16 protein-coding genes are annotated in these 18,919 nt (G+C 50.9%); 10 read left to right on the plus strand and 6 right to left on the minus strand.

The annotated features are described in order from the left end of the window. Positions 1-9: 9 nt before the first annotated feature. The 7 genes from glgP to AC0QH1_RS19435 all read left to right on the plus strand — a co-directional run bounded on the left by glgP (position 10) and on the right by AC0QH1_RS19435 (position 10,247). Positions 10-2,223: an alpha-glucan family phosphorylase gene (gene glgP, locus AC0QH1_RS19405; protein ID WP_324632928.1), complete on the plus strand. Its 2,214-nt coding sequence runs from the start codon at positions 10-12 to the stop codon at positions 2,221-2,223. Between the two features lie 67 nt (positions 2,224-2,290). Continuing rightward, positions 2,291-4,687 (plus strand): glycoside hydrolase family 15 protein, encoded by a 2,397-nt coding sequence (locus AC0QH1_RS19410; RefSeq protein ID WP_324632929.1) that lies wholly within the window; start codon positions 2,291-2,293, stop codon positions 4,685-4,687. Positions 4,688-4,870: 183 nt separating this feature from the next. Continuing rightward, positions 4,871-5,881, plus strand: coding sequence for a hydroxyacid dehydrogenase (locus tag AC0QH1_RS19415; RefSeq protein ID WP_324632930.1), 1,011 nt, complete (start codon positions 4,871-4,873; stop codon positions 5,879-5,881). A 255-nt stretch (positions 5,882-6,136) separates the two neighbouring features. Next, positions 6,137-6,676, plus strand: coding sequence for an SH3 domain-containing protein (locus tag AC0QH1_RS19420; protein WP_324632931.1), 540 nt, complete (start codon positions 6,137-6,139; stop codon positions 6,674-6,676). Positions 6,677-6,705: 29 nt separating this feature from the next. Beyond that, positions 6,706-7,338, plus strand: a complete 633-nt coding sequence (locus AC0QH1_RS19425; protein WP_324632932.1) for an NAD(P)/FAD-dependent oxidoreductase — start codon at positions 6,706-6,708, stop codon at positions 7,336-7,338. Beyond that, on the plus strand, positions 7,244-7,984 hold the full coding sequence (locus tag AC0QH1_RS19430; RefSeq protein WP_324632946.1) for an NAD(P)/FAD-dependent oxidoreductase: 741 nt from the start codon (positions 7,244-7,246) through the stop codon (positions 7,982-7,984). Before AC0QH1_RS19425 ends, AC0QH1_RS19430 begins: the two co-directional genes overlap by 95 nt. Before the next feature lie 139 nt (positions 7,985-8,123). Beyond that, complete coding sequence (locus AC0QH1_RS19435; RefSeq protein ID WP_324632933.1) at positions 8,124-10,247, plus strand: S9 family peptidase; 2,124 nt, start codon at positions 8,124-8,126, stop codon at positions 10,245-10,247. Between the two features lie 136 nt (positions 10,248-10,383). Here AC0QH1_RS19435 and AC0QH1_RS19440 read toward each other — a convergent pair whose 3' ends face one another. The 4 genes from AC0QH1_RS19440 to AC0QH1_RS19455 form a co-directional block, all read right to left on the minus strand. Further along, positions 10,384-11,115: a lysophospholipid acyltransferase family protein gene (locus AC0QH1_RS19440; protein WP_324632934.1), complete on the minus strand. Its 732-nt coding sequence runs from the start codon at positions 11,113-11,115 to the stop codon at positions 10,384-10,386. Positions 11,116-11,267: 152 nt separating this feature from the next. Then, on the minus strand, positions 11,268-12,368 hold the full coding sequence (locus AC0QH1_RS19445) for an AI-2E family transporter (RefSeq protein ID WP_324632935.1): 1,101 nt from the start codon (positions 12,366-12,368) through the stop codon (positions 11,268-11,270). A 145-nt stretch (positions 12,369-12,513) separates the two neighbouring features. Beyond that, positions 12,514-12,732 carry a glycosyltransferase gene (locus AC0QH1_RS19450; protein WP_442957340.1) on the minus strand — a complete coding sequence of 73 codons (219 nt, stop codon included), beginning with the start codon at positions 12,730-12,732 and terminating at the stop codon, positions 12,514-12,516. Between the two features lie 886 nt (positions 12,733-13,618). After that, entirely contained in the window at positions 13,619-14,434 is an 816-nt protein-coding gene (locus AC0QH1_RS19455; protein ID WP_324632937.1) for a hypothetical protein, read from the minus strand. A 596-nt stretch (positions 14,435-15,030) separates the two neighbouring features. Here AC0QH1_RS19455 and AC0QH1_RS19460 point away from each other — a divergent pair. Next, positions 15,031-17,070 (plus strand): serine hydrolase domain-containing protein, encoded by a 2,040-nt coding sequence (locus AC0QH1_RS19460; RefSeq protein ID WP_324632938.1) that lies wholly within the window; start codon positions 15,031-15,033, stop codon positions 17,068-17,070. 178 nt (positions 17,071-17,248) lie between these two features. Then, positions 17,249-17,428, plus strand: a complete 180-nt coding sequence (locus tag AC0QH1_RS19465) for a hypothetical protein (protein WP_324632939.1) — start codon at positions 17,249-17,251, stop codon at positions 17,426-17,428. Between the two features lie 48 nt (positions 17,429-17,476). Here the strand turns inward: AC0QH1_RS19465 and AC0QH1_RS19470 are convergent, their stop codons facing one another. Beyond that, positions 17,477-18,025: a L,D-transpeptidase gene (locus AC0QH1_RS19470; RefSeq protein WP_324632941.1), complete on the minus strand. Its 549-nt coding sequence runs from the start codon at positions 18,023-18,025 to the stop codon at positions 17,477-17,479. After that, complete coding sequence (locus AC0QH1_RS19475) at positions 17,989-18,213, minus strand: hypothetical protein (RefSeq protein WP_324632942.1); 225 nt, start codon at positions 18,211-18,213, stop codon at positions 17,989-17,991. The genes AC0QH1_RS19470 and AC0QH1_RS19475 overlap by 37 nt, the downstream gene beginning before the upstream one ends. A gap of 176 nt (positions 18,214-18,389) precedes the next feature. Between AC0QH1_RS19475 and AC0QH1_RS19480 the strand changes: the two genes are divergently transcribed. After that, a complete protein-coding gene (locus AC0QH1_RS19480; protein WP_324632943.1) occupies positions 18,390-18,533 on the plus strand; it encodes a hypothetical protein in 144 nt (47 codons plus the stop codon). The last annotated feature ends 386 nt before the right edge of the window (positions 18,534-18,919 follow it).

Here is an 18,919-nt window from a genome sequence, read left to right on the forward strand (position 1 = left end):
ATCAGGAGAATGATGAGCGATCGCAGCCCGAATAATTTTTCCGGAGAAAACTGGCGCAACAAGCTTCCCACCACCTTATCTCCCTTAATCGACCTGGCCTTTAACTTCTGGTGGAGTTGGTCGGCACAAGGGGAATCGATATTTCGCGACTTAGATGCCCGATTGTGGGAGGAATGTCATCAAAACCCAGTCAAATTTTTGCAGCGTCTTTCCCCAAAACAAATCGCGCAATTTGCCAGGGATCCGACCTATCTCAATCGACTGGAACAGCGAATCGCTGAATTTCGCGACTATATGGCCTCGGGAGACAAAAGTTGGGCCAGTAAAGTGGCTCCCCAATGGCATTTCCAAAGTCCGATCGCTTATTTTTGCTTTGAATTTGGCGTGCATCAATCTCTGCCCAATTATGCCGGGGGATTGGGCGTTTTAGCCGGGGATCATCTCAAATCTGCTTCGGATTTAGGGGTGCCGATGGTGGGGGTGGGATTGCTTTTCCGCAACGGCTATTTAGAACAGCATTTTAATCGCGAAGGATGGCAAGAAGAACGGTATCCCAAGTATCGATTCGAGGAAATGCCGCTGGAACTGGTGCGCGACACTTCCGGGGAACCTTTAACCGTGGAAATCAGCATCCGCAGGCGCAAGACTATCGTTCAATGTTGGCAAGTGCGTGTCGGACGAGTGAATATTTATTTACTCGATACTAACCGTCCGGATAATGACCCGGTAGACCGCGCGATCGCTCGCTGTTTGTATGGCGGCGATCGCAATAACCGAATGGCCCAAGAATTTCTGTTGGGAATTGGCGGGGTAAAAATGTTGCAGCGCCTGGGAATTACCCCGAGTTTGTATCACCTGAACGAAGGTCATGCCGCCTTTGCTTTGCTCGAATTAGTGCGTCAGTCGATGGCCGACAGCGGGCAATCTTTCTCCCAGGCCAAAGATGAGGTGAAAGAGCGCTGCATCTTCACCACCCACACCCCGGTGATGGGCGGACACGATCGCTTTCCGCCGGAGTTAATGGCGGAGTTTTTTGCCGACTTTTGGCCGCAATTGAACCTCTCGCAAGCGGAATTTCTCGACTTGGGGGCGCGCAAACCCACAGACCCTTGGGCACGGTTTAACATGACGGTATTGGCACTGCGGTTAACGCGATCGGCAAATGGGGTGAGCGAACTCAACGGACAAGTGGCGCGTGAAATGTGGTCGGCGATTTATCCCGATCGCGAGGTCAGTGAAGTGCCCATCGGCTATATTACCAATGGCATTCATTCTCGCACCTGGATCGCGCCGTTATTGGGGGATTTATATGCGGACTATTTAGATAAAAATTGGGGAACTTGTCTGTGCGATCGCCACATCTGGGATCGCATCGAACGAATTCCCACTCGCGAACTTTGGCAGCGACATCAACTCCTCAAAGAACAGCTTATCGTGTTTGCCCGCGATTGGCTCCAACAAGCGCAGAAATATCGCGGAGAATCCCCAGAAGCGATCGAACCTTTGCGTCGCCGACTCGATCCCAATCTACTCACCATTGGTTTCGCCCGTCGCTTCAGTCCCTACAAGCGTCCGGATTTAATTTTCTGCGATCCCGACCGCGCCAGAGACATTCTCGGCCACAGCGATCGCCCGGTGCAACTGATTTTTGCCGGCAAGGCGCATCCCCAAAATGAGGAAAGCAAGCGCATCATGCAGCGAATCATGCAGTGGAGTCACGACTTAGAACTGCAAGATCGGATTATCTTTATCGAAGATTACGATATGTTCGTCGCCAAAAAATTGGTGCGCGGCGTGGATGTGTGGCTCAATACCCCTCGCCGCCCCCTGGAAGCATCGGGCACCAGCGGTCAAAAGGTGGCGCTCAACGGTGGCCTCAATTGTAGCATCCTCGATGGCTGGTGGCGGGAAGCCTACCGCGAAGACGAGACTGGTAAAGGCATCAACGGGTGGGCGATCGGCGACGATCGCTCTGGGGAAAATCGGGAGGAACAAGATCGCCGGGATGCAGAATCTCTCTACCGTCTGATAGATGAACAAATTATTCCCCTCTACTACGATCGGGATGAAAACGGAGTTCCCCAAGGCTGGATCGAAATGATGAAAGCTTCTATAAAAACGGTAGCTCCGGTTTTCAACACGGATCGAATGTTGGCCGAGTATGTCAGGGAGATATATTTGCCAGAAGTGACGGCTGACCTCCAGGGGATCTGTGCCGTTTGAAGGTTCCCGAACTCTGTGTCGTGGAAATCTGCATTTGGTTCACGCTGTCTCAACTTATGTCGTCTCTATGACCCAATATCGCGGCCAAAAAAACGCTTTCGGAAAACCAGGCATCGAACCGCGCTGGACTCAGGGCAGCAAGGATGGTGTGGGCACAGCCTATTCGGCATCGAGTCGGGTGTGGTTTACCCTGTGGAATGGCGCGATTACAGAAATTTATTATCCCACCATTGATTGGCCGCAAATTCGCGATTGTCAGTATCTCGTGAGCGATGGAAAAAGCTTTTTCCATGAAGAAAAGCGAGATCTCGATTCGCGAGTGGAACGGTTGTGGCAAGAAGGATTGGGATATCGAATTATTAATTGCGCTCCCGAACAACGCTACACGATTATTAAAGAAATTATTGCCGATCCGCATATTCCTTGCGTGCTGCAGCATACGAAACTGGAAGGCGATCGCGATGTGCTGTCTCAACTGCGCCTTTATGCCCTCTGCGCCCCTCACTTGGAGGTGGGCGGTTGGGGCAATAACGCCCATGTTATCGAAGTTGCCGGACGAGAAATTTTAGCGGCGCAGAAAAATTCCTCCTGGGTGGCACTCGCCGCCTCGATTCCGTTTTCCCGCCTTTCCTGCGGGTATGTGGGTCACAGTGATGGCTGGACCGATCTGGCGGACAATTTTCAGATGGACTGGGAATTTGACTGCGCCCTGGATGGCAATGTGGCCCTTACCGGCGAACTAGACCGGGAGGGGTGCCGAGAATTTACCCTGGCTCTGGGCTTTGGCGACTGCCTGCACAAAGCGGTAACGTCTTTGTTTCAGGGGTTAGACGTGCCGTTTGCCAGCCACGCGCAACGGTATCGAGAGCAGTGGCAGCGGACCTGCTGTCGGATGGTGGCACTGGATGGCGAATCCACCGATGGGGGAAATTTGTATCACAGCAGCGTGAGTTTGCTGTTAGCCCATGAGGATAAATCCTATTCTGGAGCGTTAATTTCCTCCCTGTCGATTCCCTGGGGTCAGCGGAAAGGCGATCGCGATCGACGCGGCTATCACATGGTGTGGACGCGAGATATGGTTAATAGTGCTACGGGCTTGTTGGCAGCAGGCAATCGGGAAACGCCGTTGCGGGCGCTGGTGTATCTGGCAGCCAGTCAGCAGCCCGATGGCAGCTTTCCCCAGAGTTTCTGGCTCAACGGCAATCCCTGTCAGACGGGGATTCAACTGGATCAAGTGGCCCTGCCGATTTTGTTGGTGTGGCGGTTGTACCGGGACAATGCATTGCGGAATTTCGACCCCTATCCGATGGTGATGCGGGCAGCGAAATATCTGGTAATGTGCGGACCGATGACCGAGCAGGATCGCTGGGAACAAGCCAGTGGGTACTCGCCGGCTACCTTGGCTTGCAATATTGCGGCGTTAATTGGGGTGGCTTGCATGGCGCGCGATCGCGGCGATCGCAACACGGCACAATTCCTCGAAGAATACGCCGATTTTTTAGAATGTCATATCGAAGCCTGGACCGTCACCACTCAAGGCACTTTAGTCCCGGAAATTCCCCGCCACTACATTCGGATTCATCCGGGCGATATCGATAATCCCATCCCCAACGAAGACCCGAATCAAGGCATGGTGTTCGTCCCCCATCGCCCTCCCGGCACTCCGCAGGAATTTCCGGCCACCGAAATGGTCGATCCCAGTTTTCTGTTATTGGTGCGCTACGGGATTCGCAGTGCCCGCGACCCGTTAATTGAGGATTCTCTCCAAGTGGTGGATGAAGTGCTAAAAGCCGACACGCCGTGCGGTCCGTGCTGGCATCGCTACAACCACGACGCACACGGACAGCGCGACGATGGCAGCCCTTGGCAGGGGTGGGGAACCGGTCGCGCCTGGACTTTGCTCACCGGAGAGCGCGGTCATTACGAACTCGCTGCCGGTCGGGATCCGACGCCTTATATCACAGCAATGGAAAACTTCGCCTCCGAAACCGGATTGCTGCCAGAACAAATTTGGGATGCCCCGGATTTGCCCGCAGCTCACATGTATCGCGGGCGAGCCACGGGATCGGCGATGCCCTTGATGTGGTCGCACTCGGAGTATATTAAGTTGCTGCGATCGACCCATGACGGCAAAGTATTCGACGAAATCCCCCAGATTCGCGATCGCTACCTCGGCGATCGCTGTGGGTGTCGGTTGCTGGAAATCTGGAAACTCAACCGCCAAGTAAAAACCGTCAAACCCGGTTATACTCTGCGAATTCAAGCCGCCACCGGTTTTAAACTGCGTTGGTGTGCAGATAATTGGCAAACGCAGCAGGATTCGCCTTCATCCCCCACCCGTTTGGGAATTGAATATGTGGATATTCCGATTTCCCACACTCAAGAACATCCCATCTGCTTTACGTTCTTTTGGACCCAAACCCAACAATGGGACAACCGCAATTATCGCGTCGCTATTCAATAAGGAGGGCAAAACTTATCCCATTTTTCTTTCACAATAAATCTTCGCCTAGTAACAACCTAACTCGTTACCAGGCTCCGCCTGGTAACCCCCTCCCCGAGGCTCCGCCTCCCCCTTATCAAACAAGCAAAATAATTTGCATTAATTAGCCGATAAACCCCTTATTCTCAAGACACAGGAGAGCTTATGAAACTCGCAATTTTTGAAGTAGAAGACTGGGAATGCAATGCGTTTCAAGGGTTAAAAGAAAGCCAACAAGTGGAATTTGAAAGCGAAGCCCTCAGCCCCGAAAACGCTAGCCAGTATTCCGATGCTGAGGTAATTTCGGCATTTATTTACTCGGATATGAGCGCCGATACGCTGAAAAAATTCGACAATCTAAAAATGATTGCTACCCGCTCTACGGGGTTCGACCACATCGATACCGACTACTGCAAAAAAAATAACATCAAAGTGTGCAACGTACCCACCTATGGGGAAAACACCGTGGCCGAACATGCGTTTGCTTTGATGCTGGCGATCGCTCATAACCTGACCAAGGCAACCGATCGCACCCGCAAAGGCGATTTTTCCCAACAAGGTCTGCAAGGCTTCGACCTGCGCGGCAAAACTTTGGGCGTGATTGGCACCGGCAATATCGGTCAGTGTGCCATTGAAATTGCCCAAGGATTTCGCATGGAAGTCGTCGCCTTTGACGTGAAACCCAAAGAAGAATTAACCTCGAAATTGGGATTTCGCTACGCTTCAATGGATGAGGTATTATCCAGCGCCGATATCATTACCGTCCACGTTCCGGGAAACAAGAAAACCTACCACTTGATTTCCGAAGATGAATTTGACAAAATGAAAGAAGGAGTGATTTTAATTAACACCTCTCGCGGCAGTGTGGTGGATGTAGATGCCTTGGTGAAAGCCCTCTCCGAAGGAAAAGTTGCCGCCGCTGGATTGGACGTGCTACCGGAAGAACCGGTGATGCGCGAAGAAGCAGAATTGCTGCGCTCCGTTTATCGTCGCGAGCATAATTTAGAAGAACTTTTGGCCGATCACGTATTGCTGCGCTTGCGAAATGTTTTGATTACCCCGCACAGTGCTTTTAATACTCGCGAAGCGGTGCAGCGGATTTTGGATACCACAAGGGAAAATATCGAGAGTTTTGTGGAAGGTAAACCGGAAAATGTGGTAGTGGGTGCGTCGTAATACCCCATCCGGTTGATATTTGCCTGAAAGCCCAGGCGACTATAAATCGCCGCTGGGCTTGTTTTCCTCCGCCTACGCCGACTCATTCTTCGCAAGCGCGATCGCCTTTGGAGGGAACTCCATTTTGCAGCGCCGCGAGCGGTCATTTGCAGAAAATTTCTGTCTCTTTATAGATGCCAGTCTCTCTCAAAATAGGGGATGATTAAAGAAAACACACTCTAACTCCCTATAACTTCTATTTTGAGGCGATCGAAAATGAATATATGGCAAAAATCTATAGCAACAATTCCCTTTCTCTTGCTGACGTTCACAGGGTTTGCGACGCCAACAATTGCCCGAGCAAATTCGGCGCAAAATCCCCAACTGGCGCAAGCAACGAATAGCTGTCGCGAAGTTTCCGCCAAAGGAAGCGGGTTGTACGTCCGCAGCGAACCGACGGTGTACAGTACGGCGATCGCCGCCCTGGAAGATGGACGCACCGTCAACGCCACCGGGAACATGGTTAACGGTTGGATAAGAATTTCAGCCCCCGTTTCCGGGTACCTGTATGGCGATTTTATTTCATCTTGTCAGGGTTCGCCGCCCCTTGCGAATTGCCGCGAAGCAATCGAAAGAGGAGGACTGGAGGTGCGCGATCGCCCTTCCCTGAATGGGAACATTATCGGCACAATTTCCTCCGGGCGCAATGTCACCATTCGCAATCGCGGTGCTAATGGTTGGGTTCCGATTGCCGAGCCTTTCCCAGGCTACGTGAGAAGTCGTTCCCTCGCCTCTTGTGTGAATTCTGAATTTTAGATTGATGTAAACCCTATAAAATATGTCTTATGACTGACTCGCCGAATCCCACAGTCATTCTGGGTGGAGGATTTACCGGCTTATTTACCGCCATCCATCTGGTTCGCCAAAACTACGAGAAGCCGATCGTCCTCATCGATCGCAACTCGCGCTTTACGTTTCAGCCGTTGCTCTACGAGTTTCTCACCGAAGAGATGACCGCTGAGCAAGTGTGTCCCCATTATGAGAAATTACTCTCGGGCAAGGAGATAAAGTTCGTTCGCGATACCGTCGAAGCGATCGATCTACCGGAAAAAAACCTTTGCTTAGCCTCTGGCTTAACCTACACTTACGACCATTTAGTATTAGCCCTGGGGAGCATCGTCAATTATTTTGGCGTAGAAGGCGCGCGGGAGAATGCACTGACGTTTCGCAATCAAGCGGATGCACTCGCCCTGCGAGAACACCTGCGAGATTGCCTGCAACGCGCCTCAATGACCGAGGATGCAGAAAAACGACGCGCTTTGCTCACCGTGGCACTGGGGTGGTCCGTCGGGTGTGGAATTAGCCGGAACCCTGGCGGATCTGCTGCCCCACTGGTATGCGACACTCGGCGGCGATCCGCAAGAAATTCGCATCGTACTGCTGGAACAGACGGACGAAATTCTCGCGGACGATATTAACGCTCCCATGTGCGATCGCATTATCGAGTCGTTAAAACAGCGCCAGGTATCGGTTGAGCCGTGGCTCGAGTGTCTGGTGACGAAGGTGGAACCCGATCGCATCCGCTACAAACATAATGACGCAGAATCTATCCTGGAAACGGAAACCCTGCTGTGGGTGGCGGGAGTTCGCTGTCATCCGTTGATTGAAGCGTTATCCGTGGAGGACGCGAACCGCGATCGCCTGGGGCGGGTAAAGGTAACGCCCACCCTGCAACTGCCCGGGTTTCCAGAAGTGTTTGCCGGCGGAGACTGTGCCGCCGAAGCGGACAATTTGCTGCCTCCGTTAGCGGAAGTCGCCTATCAGGAAGGTGGAGCGATCGCAGATAACCTGAAGGCGATATCCCAGGGGAAATCACCCACTCCCAGTGAAGTCAACCTGCGCGGTTCCCTGCTCAAACTGGGATTGCAAGACAGTGCGGCTCACCTGTTTAACCGATTCAAGGTCACGGGCCACCTAGGACACCTGATCCGTCAGGGCACTTATCTGGAGTTACTGCCCACCCCCGGACATAATTTTCAAGTGACCACCGAGTGGCTGATAGACGAAATCTTCCAGCGCTACAGCACTCCGTTAGCTGTCGGCGAAAGCGGTGCGCCAACCTAGGAAGGGCGATACATTTTCTCCCCCGGGTTTTCCGCGATCGCCTTGTTTCGGGGACGCCGATTCCCGAGTATGCGCGATCGCCACAGTTTCCCACGAACCTTCGGCTCGATATGTTGCAACAAAAATCAGGATTTACCCTATGAAATGGATAAAAATCACGGCGATCGGCTTGGTCCTCGCCGCTATAAAACTTATGACCACCTTTCCCCAATCGGCATTTTCTCAACCCGAACATCCAGCCCCACCCACTCGCTTTTCTCAAAGCAATACTAACGCGAATTCAGAAAACCTGCCCCCCTTAATCGACCGACAAGTTTTCTTTGGCGACCCGCAAATTACCGGTGCACAAATCTCCCCCAATGGCAAGTTTATCGCCTTTAAAAAACCGTTTGATGACGTTCTCAATGTCTGGATAAAACGAATTGACGAACCCTTTTCTGCCGCCCGTCCGGTAACGGCGGAAAAAGATAGCCCGGTTCCCACTTATTTCTGGACGCCAAATGGAGAATACATTCTCTACTTGCAAGATAAAGGCGGCAACGAAAATTACCACATTTATGCCGTAGATCCCGAGCGGGTATTGGCATCGGAATCTTCAGCCCCGCAAGCTAGGGATTTAACTCCCATCGAAGGGGTAAAAGCGCGCATGATTTCTTTAGCAGAAGAAGACCCTAATGCGATTGTGGTGGGATTGAACGATCGCGATCCAGCCTTGCATGACGTTTATCGCATCAATCCGAACACCGGAGAACGAAAACTGCTGGTGAAAAACGATGCCAATATTGCCGCCTGGGTAGCCGATCGCGAGGGAAACCTGCGCTTGGCGGTGCGAACCACCTCCGATGGCGGTAGGGAAATTTTGCGCGTCGAGGGAGAGAATTGGACTTCGGTTTATCGCTGTAGCTTTCAAGAAAGCTGCAATCCGCAAATGTTTCACAAAGATGGCAAGCGGGTTTATATGACAACTAATAAAGGAGAAAATGCCGATTTAACGCGCTTGGTTTTATTCAACCCGGATACCCAAGAAACCGAGTTAGTGGCGGTAGACCCCCAGCGGGAAGTGGATTTAGGGTCGGTGGTTTTTTCCGATAGCAGCGATGAATTGCTCGCTACGGTTTATTACAGCGATCGCCAGCGCATCTATCCGAAAAACGAACAATTTGCTCGGGAATTACAGGCGTTAAAAAGCGCTTTGCCCGACGGGATTTTTTCTTTCTTTTTTCCCGCCAATACCGATCGCCTGATGCTGGTCAGCGTGGAACGAGATATTGACCCGGGAACCACCTATTTATACAATCGAGACACGGGAGACCTGGAACTGCTCTATGAATCTCGTCCGGATTTGCCCAGCGATCGTCTCTCTCCCATGTACGAGATTCGCTATCCCGCTCGCGATGGGGTAGAAATTCCGGCCTATTTAACTATCCCAAACGGCGTGGAAGCGCGCAATCTACCCGTGGTGATTTTTCCCCACGGCGGACCTTGGGTACGCGATCGCTGGGGATACAATGCCTACGCGCAATTCTTGGCCAACCGAGGCTATGCCGTCTTACAACCGAATTATCGGGGGTCTTCCGGTTACGGTCAAGCCTTCCTGAATGCGGGCAATGAAGAATGGGGAACCGGGGTCATGCAACACGATCTCACCGATGGCGTGCGATTCTTAATCGAAGAAGGTATCGCCAATCGCGATCGGGTCGGTATCTTTGGTGCCTCCTACGGCGGATATGCCACCTTAGCCGGTCTTGCCTTTACGCCGGATTTATACGCCGCCGGTATTTCCTATGTCGGTCCGTCTAATTTAATTACCTTAATTAATTCCATTCCCCCCTATTGGAAACCCATCGAACAAGAGTATTTCCGGCGGGTGGGAAACCCCGAAGATCCGCAAGAACGCCAGCGGTTGCAGCGGCAATCTCCCCTATTTTCTGCCGAGGAAATTGAAGCACCATTAATGGTGATTCAAGGAGCTAACGATCCGCGCGTTAAGAAAGCAGAATCCGACCAAATTGTAGTGGCGTTACGCGAGTTAGATCGGGATGTAAAATATCTGGTAGCACCCAATGAAGGGCATGGGTTTCGCCGCGAAAACAATCGCCTTGCCGTGGCAGCAGCAGTGGAGCGCTTTTTAGGACGCTATCTCGAAGGACGAGTGCAAGAGGACATCGAACCTCAGATCCAAGAGCGATTGCAATCTTTAACCGTTGATATCGATGAAGTAACCGCTCCCCAATTTTCTCTGGAAACCCAAGACAATCGATAACATGCTGTTTCCTCTATCCTGTGTTTTTCCCCACAGGATAGAGGAAAATTATTCCGCCACCGGCAGGCTCTCCCTACCGGGATTTTTTCTCTCTATTCCCCGAGTCTACCCTATGGAATCTTCTTCGCCTATCGCTTCAATTTTTTTCAGCTTTTAATCTTTCCTCATGGACCCGTTCCAGCGCCGCTTTTAAATCCGCCTTCAGATATTTCGAGCATTCTTTCGGCGGCTTTTTGCAGTAATCATCCACCACAAGTGGCTCGCCGATCGCCACTTCTACCGCGCTGCGCCAGTGAGGAATCGGCGGATGGTAAGACAGACTCATTGGCACAATTTTTACCCCCAATCCGGGATTGTTAGACTCCGCTTGTAGCGCTAAACGAGCAAAACCCGGTTCGATGGGTTGCACTTCCTGAGTGTGAAAAATTCTCCCTTCAGGGAAAATCACCAGCATTTCTTTGTTTTCCAGCAACTCAATTCCATGACGAAGACTGGAAATGCCCGGATGTTTCGGATTCACTGGAAATCCGCCCAAGCGGCGAATAAACCATCCTTGCAACCCCTGCATTTCATCGGCGGATACCATAAATCGCAAATCTCGCCCGGTGATATCTCTTCCCGCCGCATATCCGATGAGCAGCGCATCCCACCGCGAGCGATGGGTTGGCGCTAAAATTACCGGTCCGCCTTCGGGTACATTTTCCCGTCCTTTTACTTCAATGCGATCGAAGTAAAACGGTAAAACCAGATAGCGAAACAAGGGATAAACCAAGCGAGCGATCCAAGGAGCGATCCGAGAGGTGCTAGACTCTTTCTCGGCTAGGTTTTTATGGGTTTGGGAATTATCTCTAGAGTTACTCTGTACCATCGGCATGAAAACTTTGTGATTTTATAAAGACTTTGTTTGCCTTCATTGTAACAGGTTTAGGTTTACATTTTCTCTACCCACCGAGGTAAAAACTCGTAATTTTCGGCCAATTGCAGCCCAACCCATGTTATCCGGTTCGTATGAGTTGCGGTTTAACTTTCGGCGGATTCTGCCTCAGCGTTTTCCGGGGAGTTATTGTCATGGGTCTCGTAGCGGGAATTGTCTTTGCCATTTTTCGTCCAACTATTGAGAATATCTTTGACCAATAGTTCTTTAAACCAAACTTGCAGCACCACCACCAGAGGTAGAGCCAGAAACAATCCTAACAGACCAAAGAAAATGCCAAAGGTAATCAGGGATAATAAAGTAATTGCCGGCAGGAGGGAAACTTGTCGCTTCATCACCAGGGGGGTGAGGACGGTACTTTCCACTTGCTGAATGACGAAATACAGAATAATCACCGCAATCGCTTTCCAAGGGGCATCGAGTAACGCCAATGCGGCGGGAGGAATTACGCTCAAGGTCGGGCCGAGATTGGGAATATAAGTTAACAAACCGGCAATCAACCCATTGACCAATGCCAATCGCACCCCCAAAATCCACAATCCCACACCGCTAAATAGTCCGATAACGGTCATATTGAAGAGCATTCCGAGCGCCCAACCGACGAGATTGGTTTCGCATTTGCAGAGAATCTCATCCACGCGGCGGCGATAAAATGCCGGAAAGGCCATGATGAAAATATGCCGATATCGGTCGGGATTGGCTAATAACATAATCGTCACTGCAATCACGACTAATAAGTTCAGCATGAAGTCTACCGAGTTGGAAAAAATGGTAAAAAATCCGCCAAACCAATCGGAGGTAGAACCGGGAATGCGATCGACAACATTGGCCAAACTACTGATATCGGCCAGCAATCGACCGGGAATCAGGTTTTGCAGCCAAACGTACCACTGGCGCAACCGTTCGAGTCCTTCGGGAACTAGGTCGATCAGTTGTTGCAATTGTTGAATGACCGTGGGAACGACAATGGCAAAAAATCCGCCGATAAAGGCGAGAATAATTCCTACGGAAAAGGCAACGGCAATACTGCGATTGAGACCGGATCTTTCAAAGCGCACGACCATGCGGTTAATTACGGTGGAAAAAACCACAGCGGTAAAAGCAAGGAGAATGACTAGCCTAATTTTCCAGAGAATGAACAGCGACACTACAAACAGAATAACGCCGATGAGTTGCCCGACAGTCACAATTTTGCCTCCCTGTTTTTCCTCTATGATTGGGTCAGTTGTTCGTAGGCTTCTCGATAAGCAGAGGCCATTCGATCTGGGGTGAATTCTAATGCTTGGGTGAAGGCGCGATTCTGGCATTCTTGGCGTCGATCGCTATCTTCAATTAAACTATCGATCGCCCTCGCCAGCGCCTCGCGACGTCCGGGTTCGCAAATACCGCCGCATCCCCCCACATTTCCCGCAAACGGGGAATATCTCCCAAAACGAGCGCACATCCGCTCAGGGCCGCTTCTAGCACCGATAACCCAAAGGGTTCATAACGCGCCGGAAAGGCGTAAATCGCCGCCCGGGCGTACCAGTGGCTTAATTCCTCCGGCGACAACCGCCCCAGAGAAATCGGGGGTGAGATTGGGGGTGGCTCAATTCGGTTTTTCTATCTTTGGAGGGATGTTTTTTTTCACCGGCTACGTAGCCGAGTTTTTTAACGGTCTCCTCCCCGTGGTGGAAGGGTGAGAACCCATGCCTACCAAGGTTCCGCCAATCTCGCGCGAGGCGATCGCCTTTTCTTGGGGTACGGGTAGTGGCGGCTGCCCACATCATGCCGGTAGGGTTTGCAAAAAATTCCCTTACAGTCATCCTCCCTAAGGCAGAGTGTTTGTTGCTACTTTTCCGGCTGCCACAAATCGCAAGGAGCCGCAGAAACCACGGGGGTGCTTACACATTCTTCACCCGAGTATATAAAGCGCTCCAGCCAGCGAGAATGCCTTCGCGGAAATCTACCCTTGTGACCTCCAGTTTCCCGATCGCGCTCTACTCCAATGAATATAATATCCGTATTTTGCACATAAAATCTCGGTTCCTCGATTTTTGTATATATTTTGTACGTAACTGCCGAGTCAAAGCGGGGGATTGAAATCGCGCCCATGCAAGAAGCGTTAGGATCCCTAGGCTCGGCGGGCTATAGTCCGCCTGACAAGCAAGGACTAATGCATGACAACTCCTCCTTCAGAGTTGTTATACCATTTTTCCAGCCGGATGTTAGAGTGGGCGATCCCGGGTACTTTGTCGTCGGCAGCATCTCTCATATTAGTTGGGAAACACAGGATTATGATACATAATCTGCCCACTCGATCGCAATTGAATGCGATCGCGCGGGTTTAAGCCTTGCTCATCCCAACTCACCGGACCAGGGAAGCAACCCGATACCGATTTGGTGCATTCCCTGCCCGACGATCGGTCACAATGCCTTCACCTTCAGCGTGCTTATTTTACCGCTCTACAGCAGAGGGATAAACGTCATCAGCCACCAAAATCGGTCGATCTTGATATTCCGCTTCTAACTGACTTTGCACGTCTAAATCCCAGGTTAACTCGTATTCTCGTTCCAGTTCGGCGATTACGAACGGACGCAGTACACCAGTGGCAACGACTTTTTCTCCATCCACAATGTCCCGAGTAGGTGCGGGAACCACCACCAGCAAATCGCTTGCGCCAATAATTTCCTCTTCGTCTAACGTAAAGGTATTCGGTCCGACGATATCTTCCACTTCACCCGGAACTGCCAAAATTTGACCGTAATATTGCGTCGGGTTTTCGGTGATTTCTCCCGGTTCCGGGGAAATGGCAATAGACTGGGCAATAATCGCCGGTTTGCCTTCATACTCGGCATACAAATCCGGATCTAAATCCAGATCGTAAGCGCGTTCGATATCCACCATCACAAACTCGGCAACCGTCCCCGTAATCTGCACTTCGGTATCGTCCTCTGCGGGAAGTACGGTGGGTTCTCCGGAAGCGTTCACCACTAAGACGCTTTCACCGGCAAACCACTCCTCATCCGCCACGGTGAAGCTCACATCACTGACTTTTTGCACCGGTTCGCCTCTGACGGTGACGACGCTACCTAGGAGGGCATCGGTGTCCTCCGCAACGGTTTCCGTGCCGATATTTCCCTCTTCCCCTGGAACTGAGGCGTTGGGCACTTCGTTTCTACAAGCAGACAGCAGCATCGCCATTACCGCCACTGCGATCGCACCCATGCGGATTTTTCCACTTTTGTTATCAGATCTTGTTTTTTGAAGCATAAACTGCTTTCCTCCAATCATTAAATTGAGCTTTTTTTGCGATCGCAACTGTGCTGCGATCGCGCTTTTGGTTCGGCGGGATGCAGACCCGATTTCGCGATTTATCGCGTTTCCTCAAATGTTGTCGCTGTGGACTTGCTTTGCCCTTTCGCGCAACCTCAGAATTGCCGCTCGTGAATCCCGGAAAAAAAAATAGGCACGCTGACCCTTTCCTTTTTCCAAAATCCTGTCCGTACCATAACCCCAAGATCTACCCCCAAACATCTGTCTAAAGAAGGAAATTACACTGCTGACAATTCCTTTTTTTCGCCCCATCAAACGCCGATTTTCCTCAGAACCAATTCCCCTCGGCTGCATCACCCCTCCCTACCCCATCCGTGGAACCCGCATCACATCCAGTGCCGGCTTGACCAAACCGCGAGCGATCGCCTGCAGGTTCTCACGCCCCTTCGGGAGGCTCCTTCTCAAACGCCCAGGTGTGCGGGGCGAGGCTTGCCCGCAATTCCTCCCCTAGATAGATTTCAGGCCACCCCTGGGAGAAATACGCTAGATGTAGCACAACTACAGCAATTTTCCGTCGAGGTACAGAGGCAACCGTGGTCAAACCGAAATTTTACACAAAGCTAATTTATCTAGCAATCGTCGCCGCGATCGCCCTTTGCCTGGGGGGACTGCCTTATTTTGCCACAGTGGGACTAACTCAAACCACGGGAGTGCCGCTACTCTCCCCCGATCGCCCCACCTCCATCCCAGAGGCAGCTACGGAGGCACCTCGGCCCAATGGACTCGGACCGACAGATCCCCAGGAAGTGGAAGCTTTCCTGGATGGATTTATCTACCAAGAAATGAAAAACAATCATATTCCCGGCGCTGCGATCGCGATCGTCAAAGACGGCAAACTCTTCCTCACCAAAGGCTACGGCTATGCAAATGTAGAAAAACAAATCCCCGTAGACCCCGATCGCACCCTGTTTCGTGTCGCTTCCCTCTCCAAACTCTTTACCGATACCGCCGCGATGCAGCTTTACGAACGCGGATCCCTGGATCTCGACGCCGATATCAACTCCTATCTGCAAGACTGGCAAATCGAAACCCCCTACCCGCAACCCATCAGCGCGGCTAACTTAATGACCCAAACCAGCGGCATCACCCGACGGCAAATCGGCATCGCCGCCTCCACTCCCGCTAACATGGAACCCCTGGACTCTTTCCTGCGCCGCAAGCTGCCTCCCATTGCTTACCCCCCAGGAGAAATTTACTACTATTCCAATGTGGCTATCACCTTGTTAGGCTATCTCGTCGAACAAATTGCCAACACTCCTTTCATTCAATACCTCGACCGAAATATCCTGCAACCGTTGGATATGCAGCGCAGCAGCTTTCAGCAGCCTTTGCCCCCCGAACTCGCTTCCGATCTGGCAGTGGGCTATCAGTATCGCGGCGGTGAGTATCGTCCCGTTCCTTTTCTCTATCTTAATATTTTTCCGGCAGCAGCCTTGTCTACCACTGCCACGGATATAGCGCATTTTATGCTAGCTAATTTGCAACGGGGTCGCTATCAAAATCGCCCTATCTTACAACCGGAAACGGTGCAATTGATGCAGGAGCGACACTTTACCCACCATCCAAAACTCCCCGGCACTGCCTACGGTTTTCACGAACGATTGGTTAACAATATGCGAACCATCGGTCATGCCGGCAACTTGCGCGGCTATTCCAGTTCGATTACCCTCCTTCCCGATCGCAACTTGGGCATTTTTATTACCGTCAATAGCTTTACCGGTTTGCACGAACCCCTGCTCAAAGCTTTTTTCGATCGCTATTATCCGCTGCAAAATTCCTCACCCGCGCCCCAACCTCCAGCAGAATTGAATTTCGAGCCGGCACGGTTTGCTGGCACCTATCGCGATCTGGAATATCCCCGGGAAACTTTCGCCAAGGTTGCCGCACCGTTTTCTCATCTCCACATTAAAGCCACCGACAACCAAACGTTAAGGATTAAAACGGCAAATCTGTTTAGCAGTGGCTCGCCGATTCGCCGCGAAGTGCTTCCGGTGGATTCTCTGTTATTTCAAGGACTCTCCGATCGCGATTATACCGCCTTTGCTGACAATGAAAACGGTGAGATTGCTTACGCTTTTAATCCCATCGGCCCTAAACTCGGCGCTTTTCAAAAAGTACCCTGGTATGAAACGGTTCTATTTCAGTTAGCTTTGGCTGGCGTTTCTGGCCTGATTTTTCTCACCGGATGCTGGGTTTGGTTGGGAGATATTATCAAAACCCGCTGGGGACAAACTCCCCCGTATCGCAAAGATAAAATGGGGCGAATCGCTTGGCTGGTAGCGGGTTTGGTGTGTCTGCTCGATGTGGCGTTTTTAATTGGTTTTCCCGTCACGATTTGGTGGATTGGCCTTTGGAAGCTGGTGTATGGCGTGCCTGCAGTGGCGATCGCTTGGCTTTGCTTGCCCCCGATTTCTACTGGCTTAACCGTTGCTTTGCCTGTGTTTGCTGTCTGGGGAATGCGCCAGCAATCTTGGTCGGTTTGGGAGCGATCGCATTACAGTGTCATTACCCTCGCCGCCTTTGGCTTTACTTACTTGTTAGTTTACTGGAATTTCTTGGGGTTCAATTTTTAAAATCAAATCGGTCGGCAAATTAAAATTAGCACTTCTGCAAAATCACTCGTTTTTTATACTCGTTACCGCCTGGGGAGAATGCCCCACCCGAGGCGTATTTTCCCCCAATCCACCTTCATGCAAAGGTTAAAACCCTTGCTTATATTCTTATTAATTGCTTTTAAATTAATGATTACTTATGTCTAAACAAACTTCACCCAGTCACATTGTTATCCGCATATTTATCGCGATTTTTGCTTTATTTGTGTTTTTCGCGATCGGGGGCTTAATTAATGCGGGGTTAAAATTCTCTACGGATGAATACCCCGAGGAAATCCCCGAAACGGATTCAGACTTGGGAGAGGAACCAGAGTATTAGGGTAGGCATTGCCTACCCTACATTTCTCGGTTATAAAAAACGAAAAAACTAGGGAATCACCGTCACCGTGGTGCCGATATCTACTTGTTCGAATAGGGCGATAATATCTTCATTTCGCATTCGGGCGCAACCAAATGATGCCGCCTGTCCGATGGAATTGACGAAGGGAGTGCCGTGAAATCCGATCGCATTATTTCCATCGGTCCAAAAGGCAATCCACCTCGGCCCTAATGGGTTTTCTGGCGTTCCCGCCGGAATGATTTCTCCGGTAAACGGACTCTCCCAATCGGGATGCGTGACCTTCTGAAACACTCGAAAGGTGCCTGTGGGGGTTTCCCAACCGGGTTTGCCCACCGCAACCGGATAGGAAGCTTGCAAGCGCCGATCGCGATACACATACACCCGGCGATCGCTCAGCGATAAAACGAGGTGAGATGTGGCCGCAATGGGCGATCGATACACCGTCGCCGATGGCATCGCGGCGTTGTTTGCCAAAGGGCGGGTTTCTCTCCCCAGGGAATCCGCCAGCGCCGGCGCTGCAGTATTCCCCAGTGCGACAATTAAAGCAGCCAGTAGTGAAATCCGATGAAGTAACATAGCAATTCCGGTTTTCGTTCGGTAATTGCACTGTACGAGTTTTCCGGTTGGCGATGGCGAGGCAGATGTTCCACTATTTTCAGTGGTTCGCTCTTTTTCCCTTGCCCCGGGGAAAATTCGGCGATCGCAGGTAGACGCTTGTGTAACTGGCGTTCCGGAATTGTCCCCCTTGCCTTTGCATATCCCACTCAACCGCTATAATGGTGCGAAACGCCGACACTGCTTCCCTTCGCAGCTTGGAGGGCGATCGCTTCCTTCTCGGGAATCTCTGCAATGACACCTGGAAAACTGGCTGATTCTCAGCTTCAGCCATTGAATGTCTATTTACCATAGTTTGCAAAGCCACTCACAAGGAATCTGTACCGTGAAAGTTCAACCCAAACCCAAAACTCAACCCCAACCTCAGTCTCAGCCAACCGAATTCGACAGCGCAACCCGCGACCTCGCGCGAGCTTTTACCGTCTACTTTGCCTGGAAGTCCGTAGGTTTGCTCGATGAAAAGCCCTAAAACAATTCTCCGGGGTGCATATCTGTCTTTTAATATTCTTTTTTAACCAGATGCGATTGTTTCAATAACCGTTTTATCCCCATTTTATCGAAATTTTTCCGATGCAATAATTGTTAAAAATAGCAGTTTCATCTCCCTACTTTTTATCTGCATCGTTCATTTTTTATTAAATTAACTTACAGTAAAAATCTCTAAAATTATCCAAAAAATCAAATAATTTGAGCTAAGAAACAACCTTATTACTTGCTACTAAAATCGCATTTTTACCTCGAATTCCTATGAATAAATTTATAAATAATTGAGAGGCAATATTGAGAGGCAATCGAGAATAACTCGTTTAACTCGTTCCCAGGCTCCTGCCTGGGAACGTCCCTTCCGAGGCTCCG

The sequence above is a fragment of the Phormidium sp. CCY1219 genome, assembly GCF_055795085.1.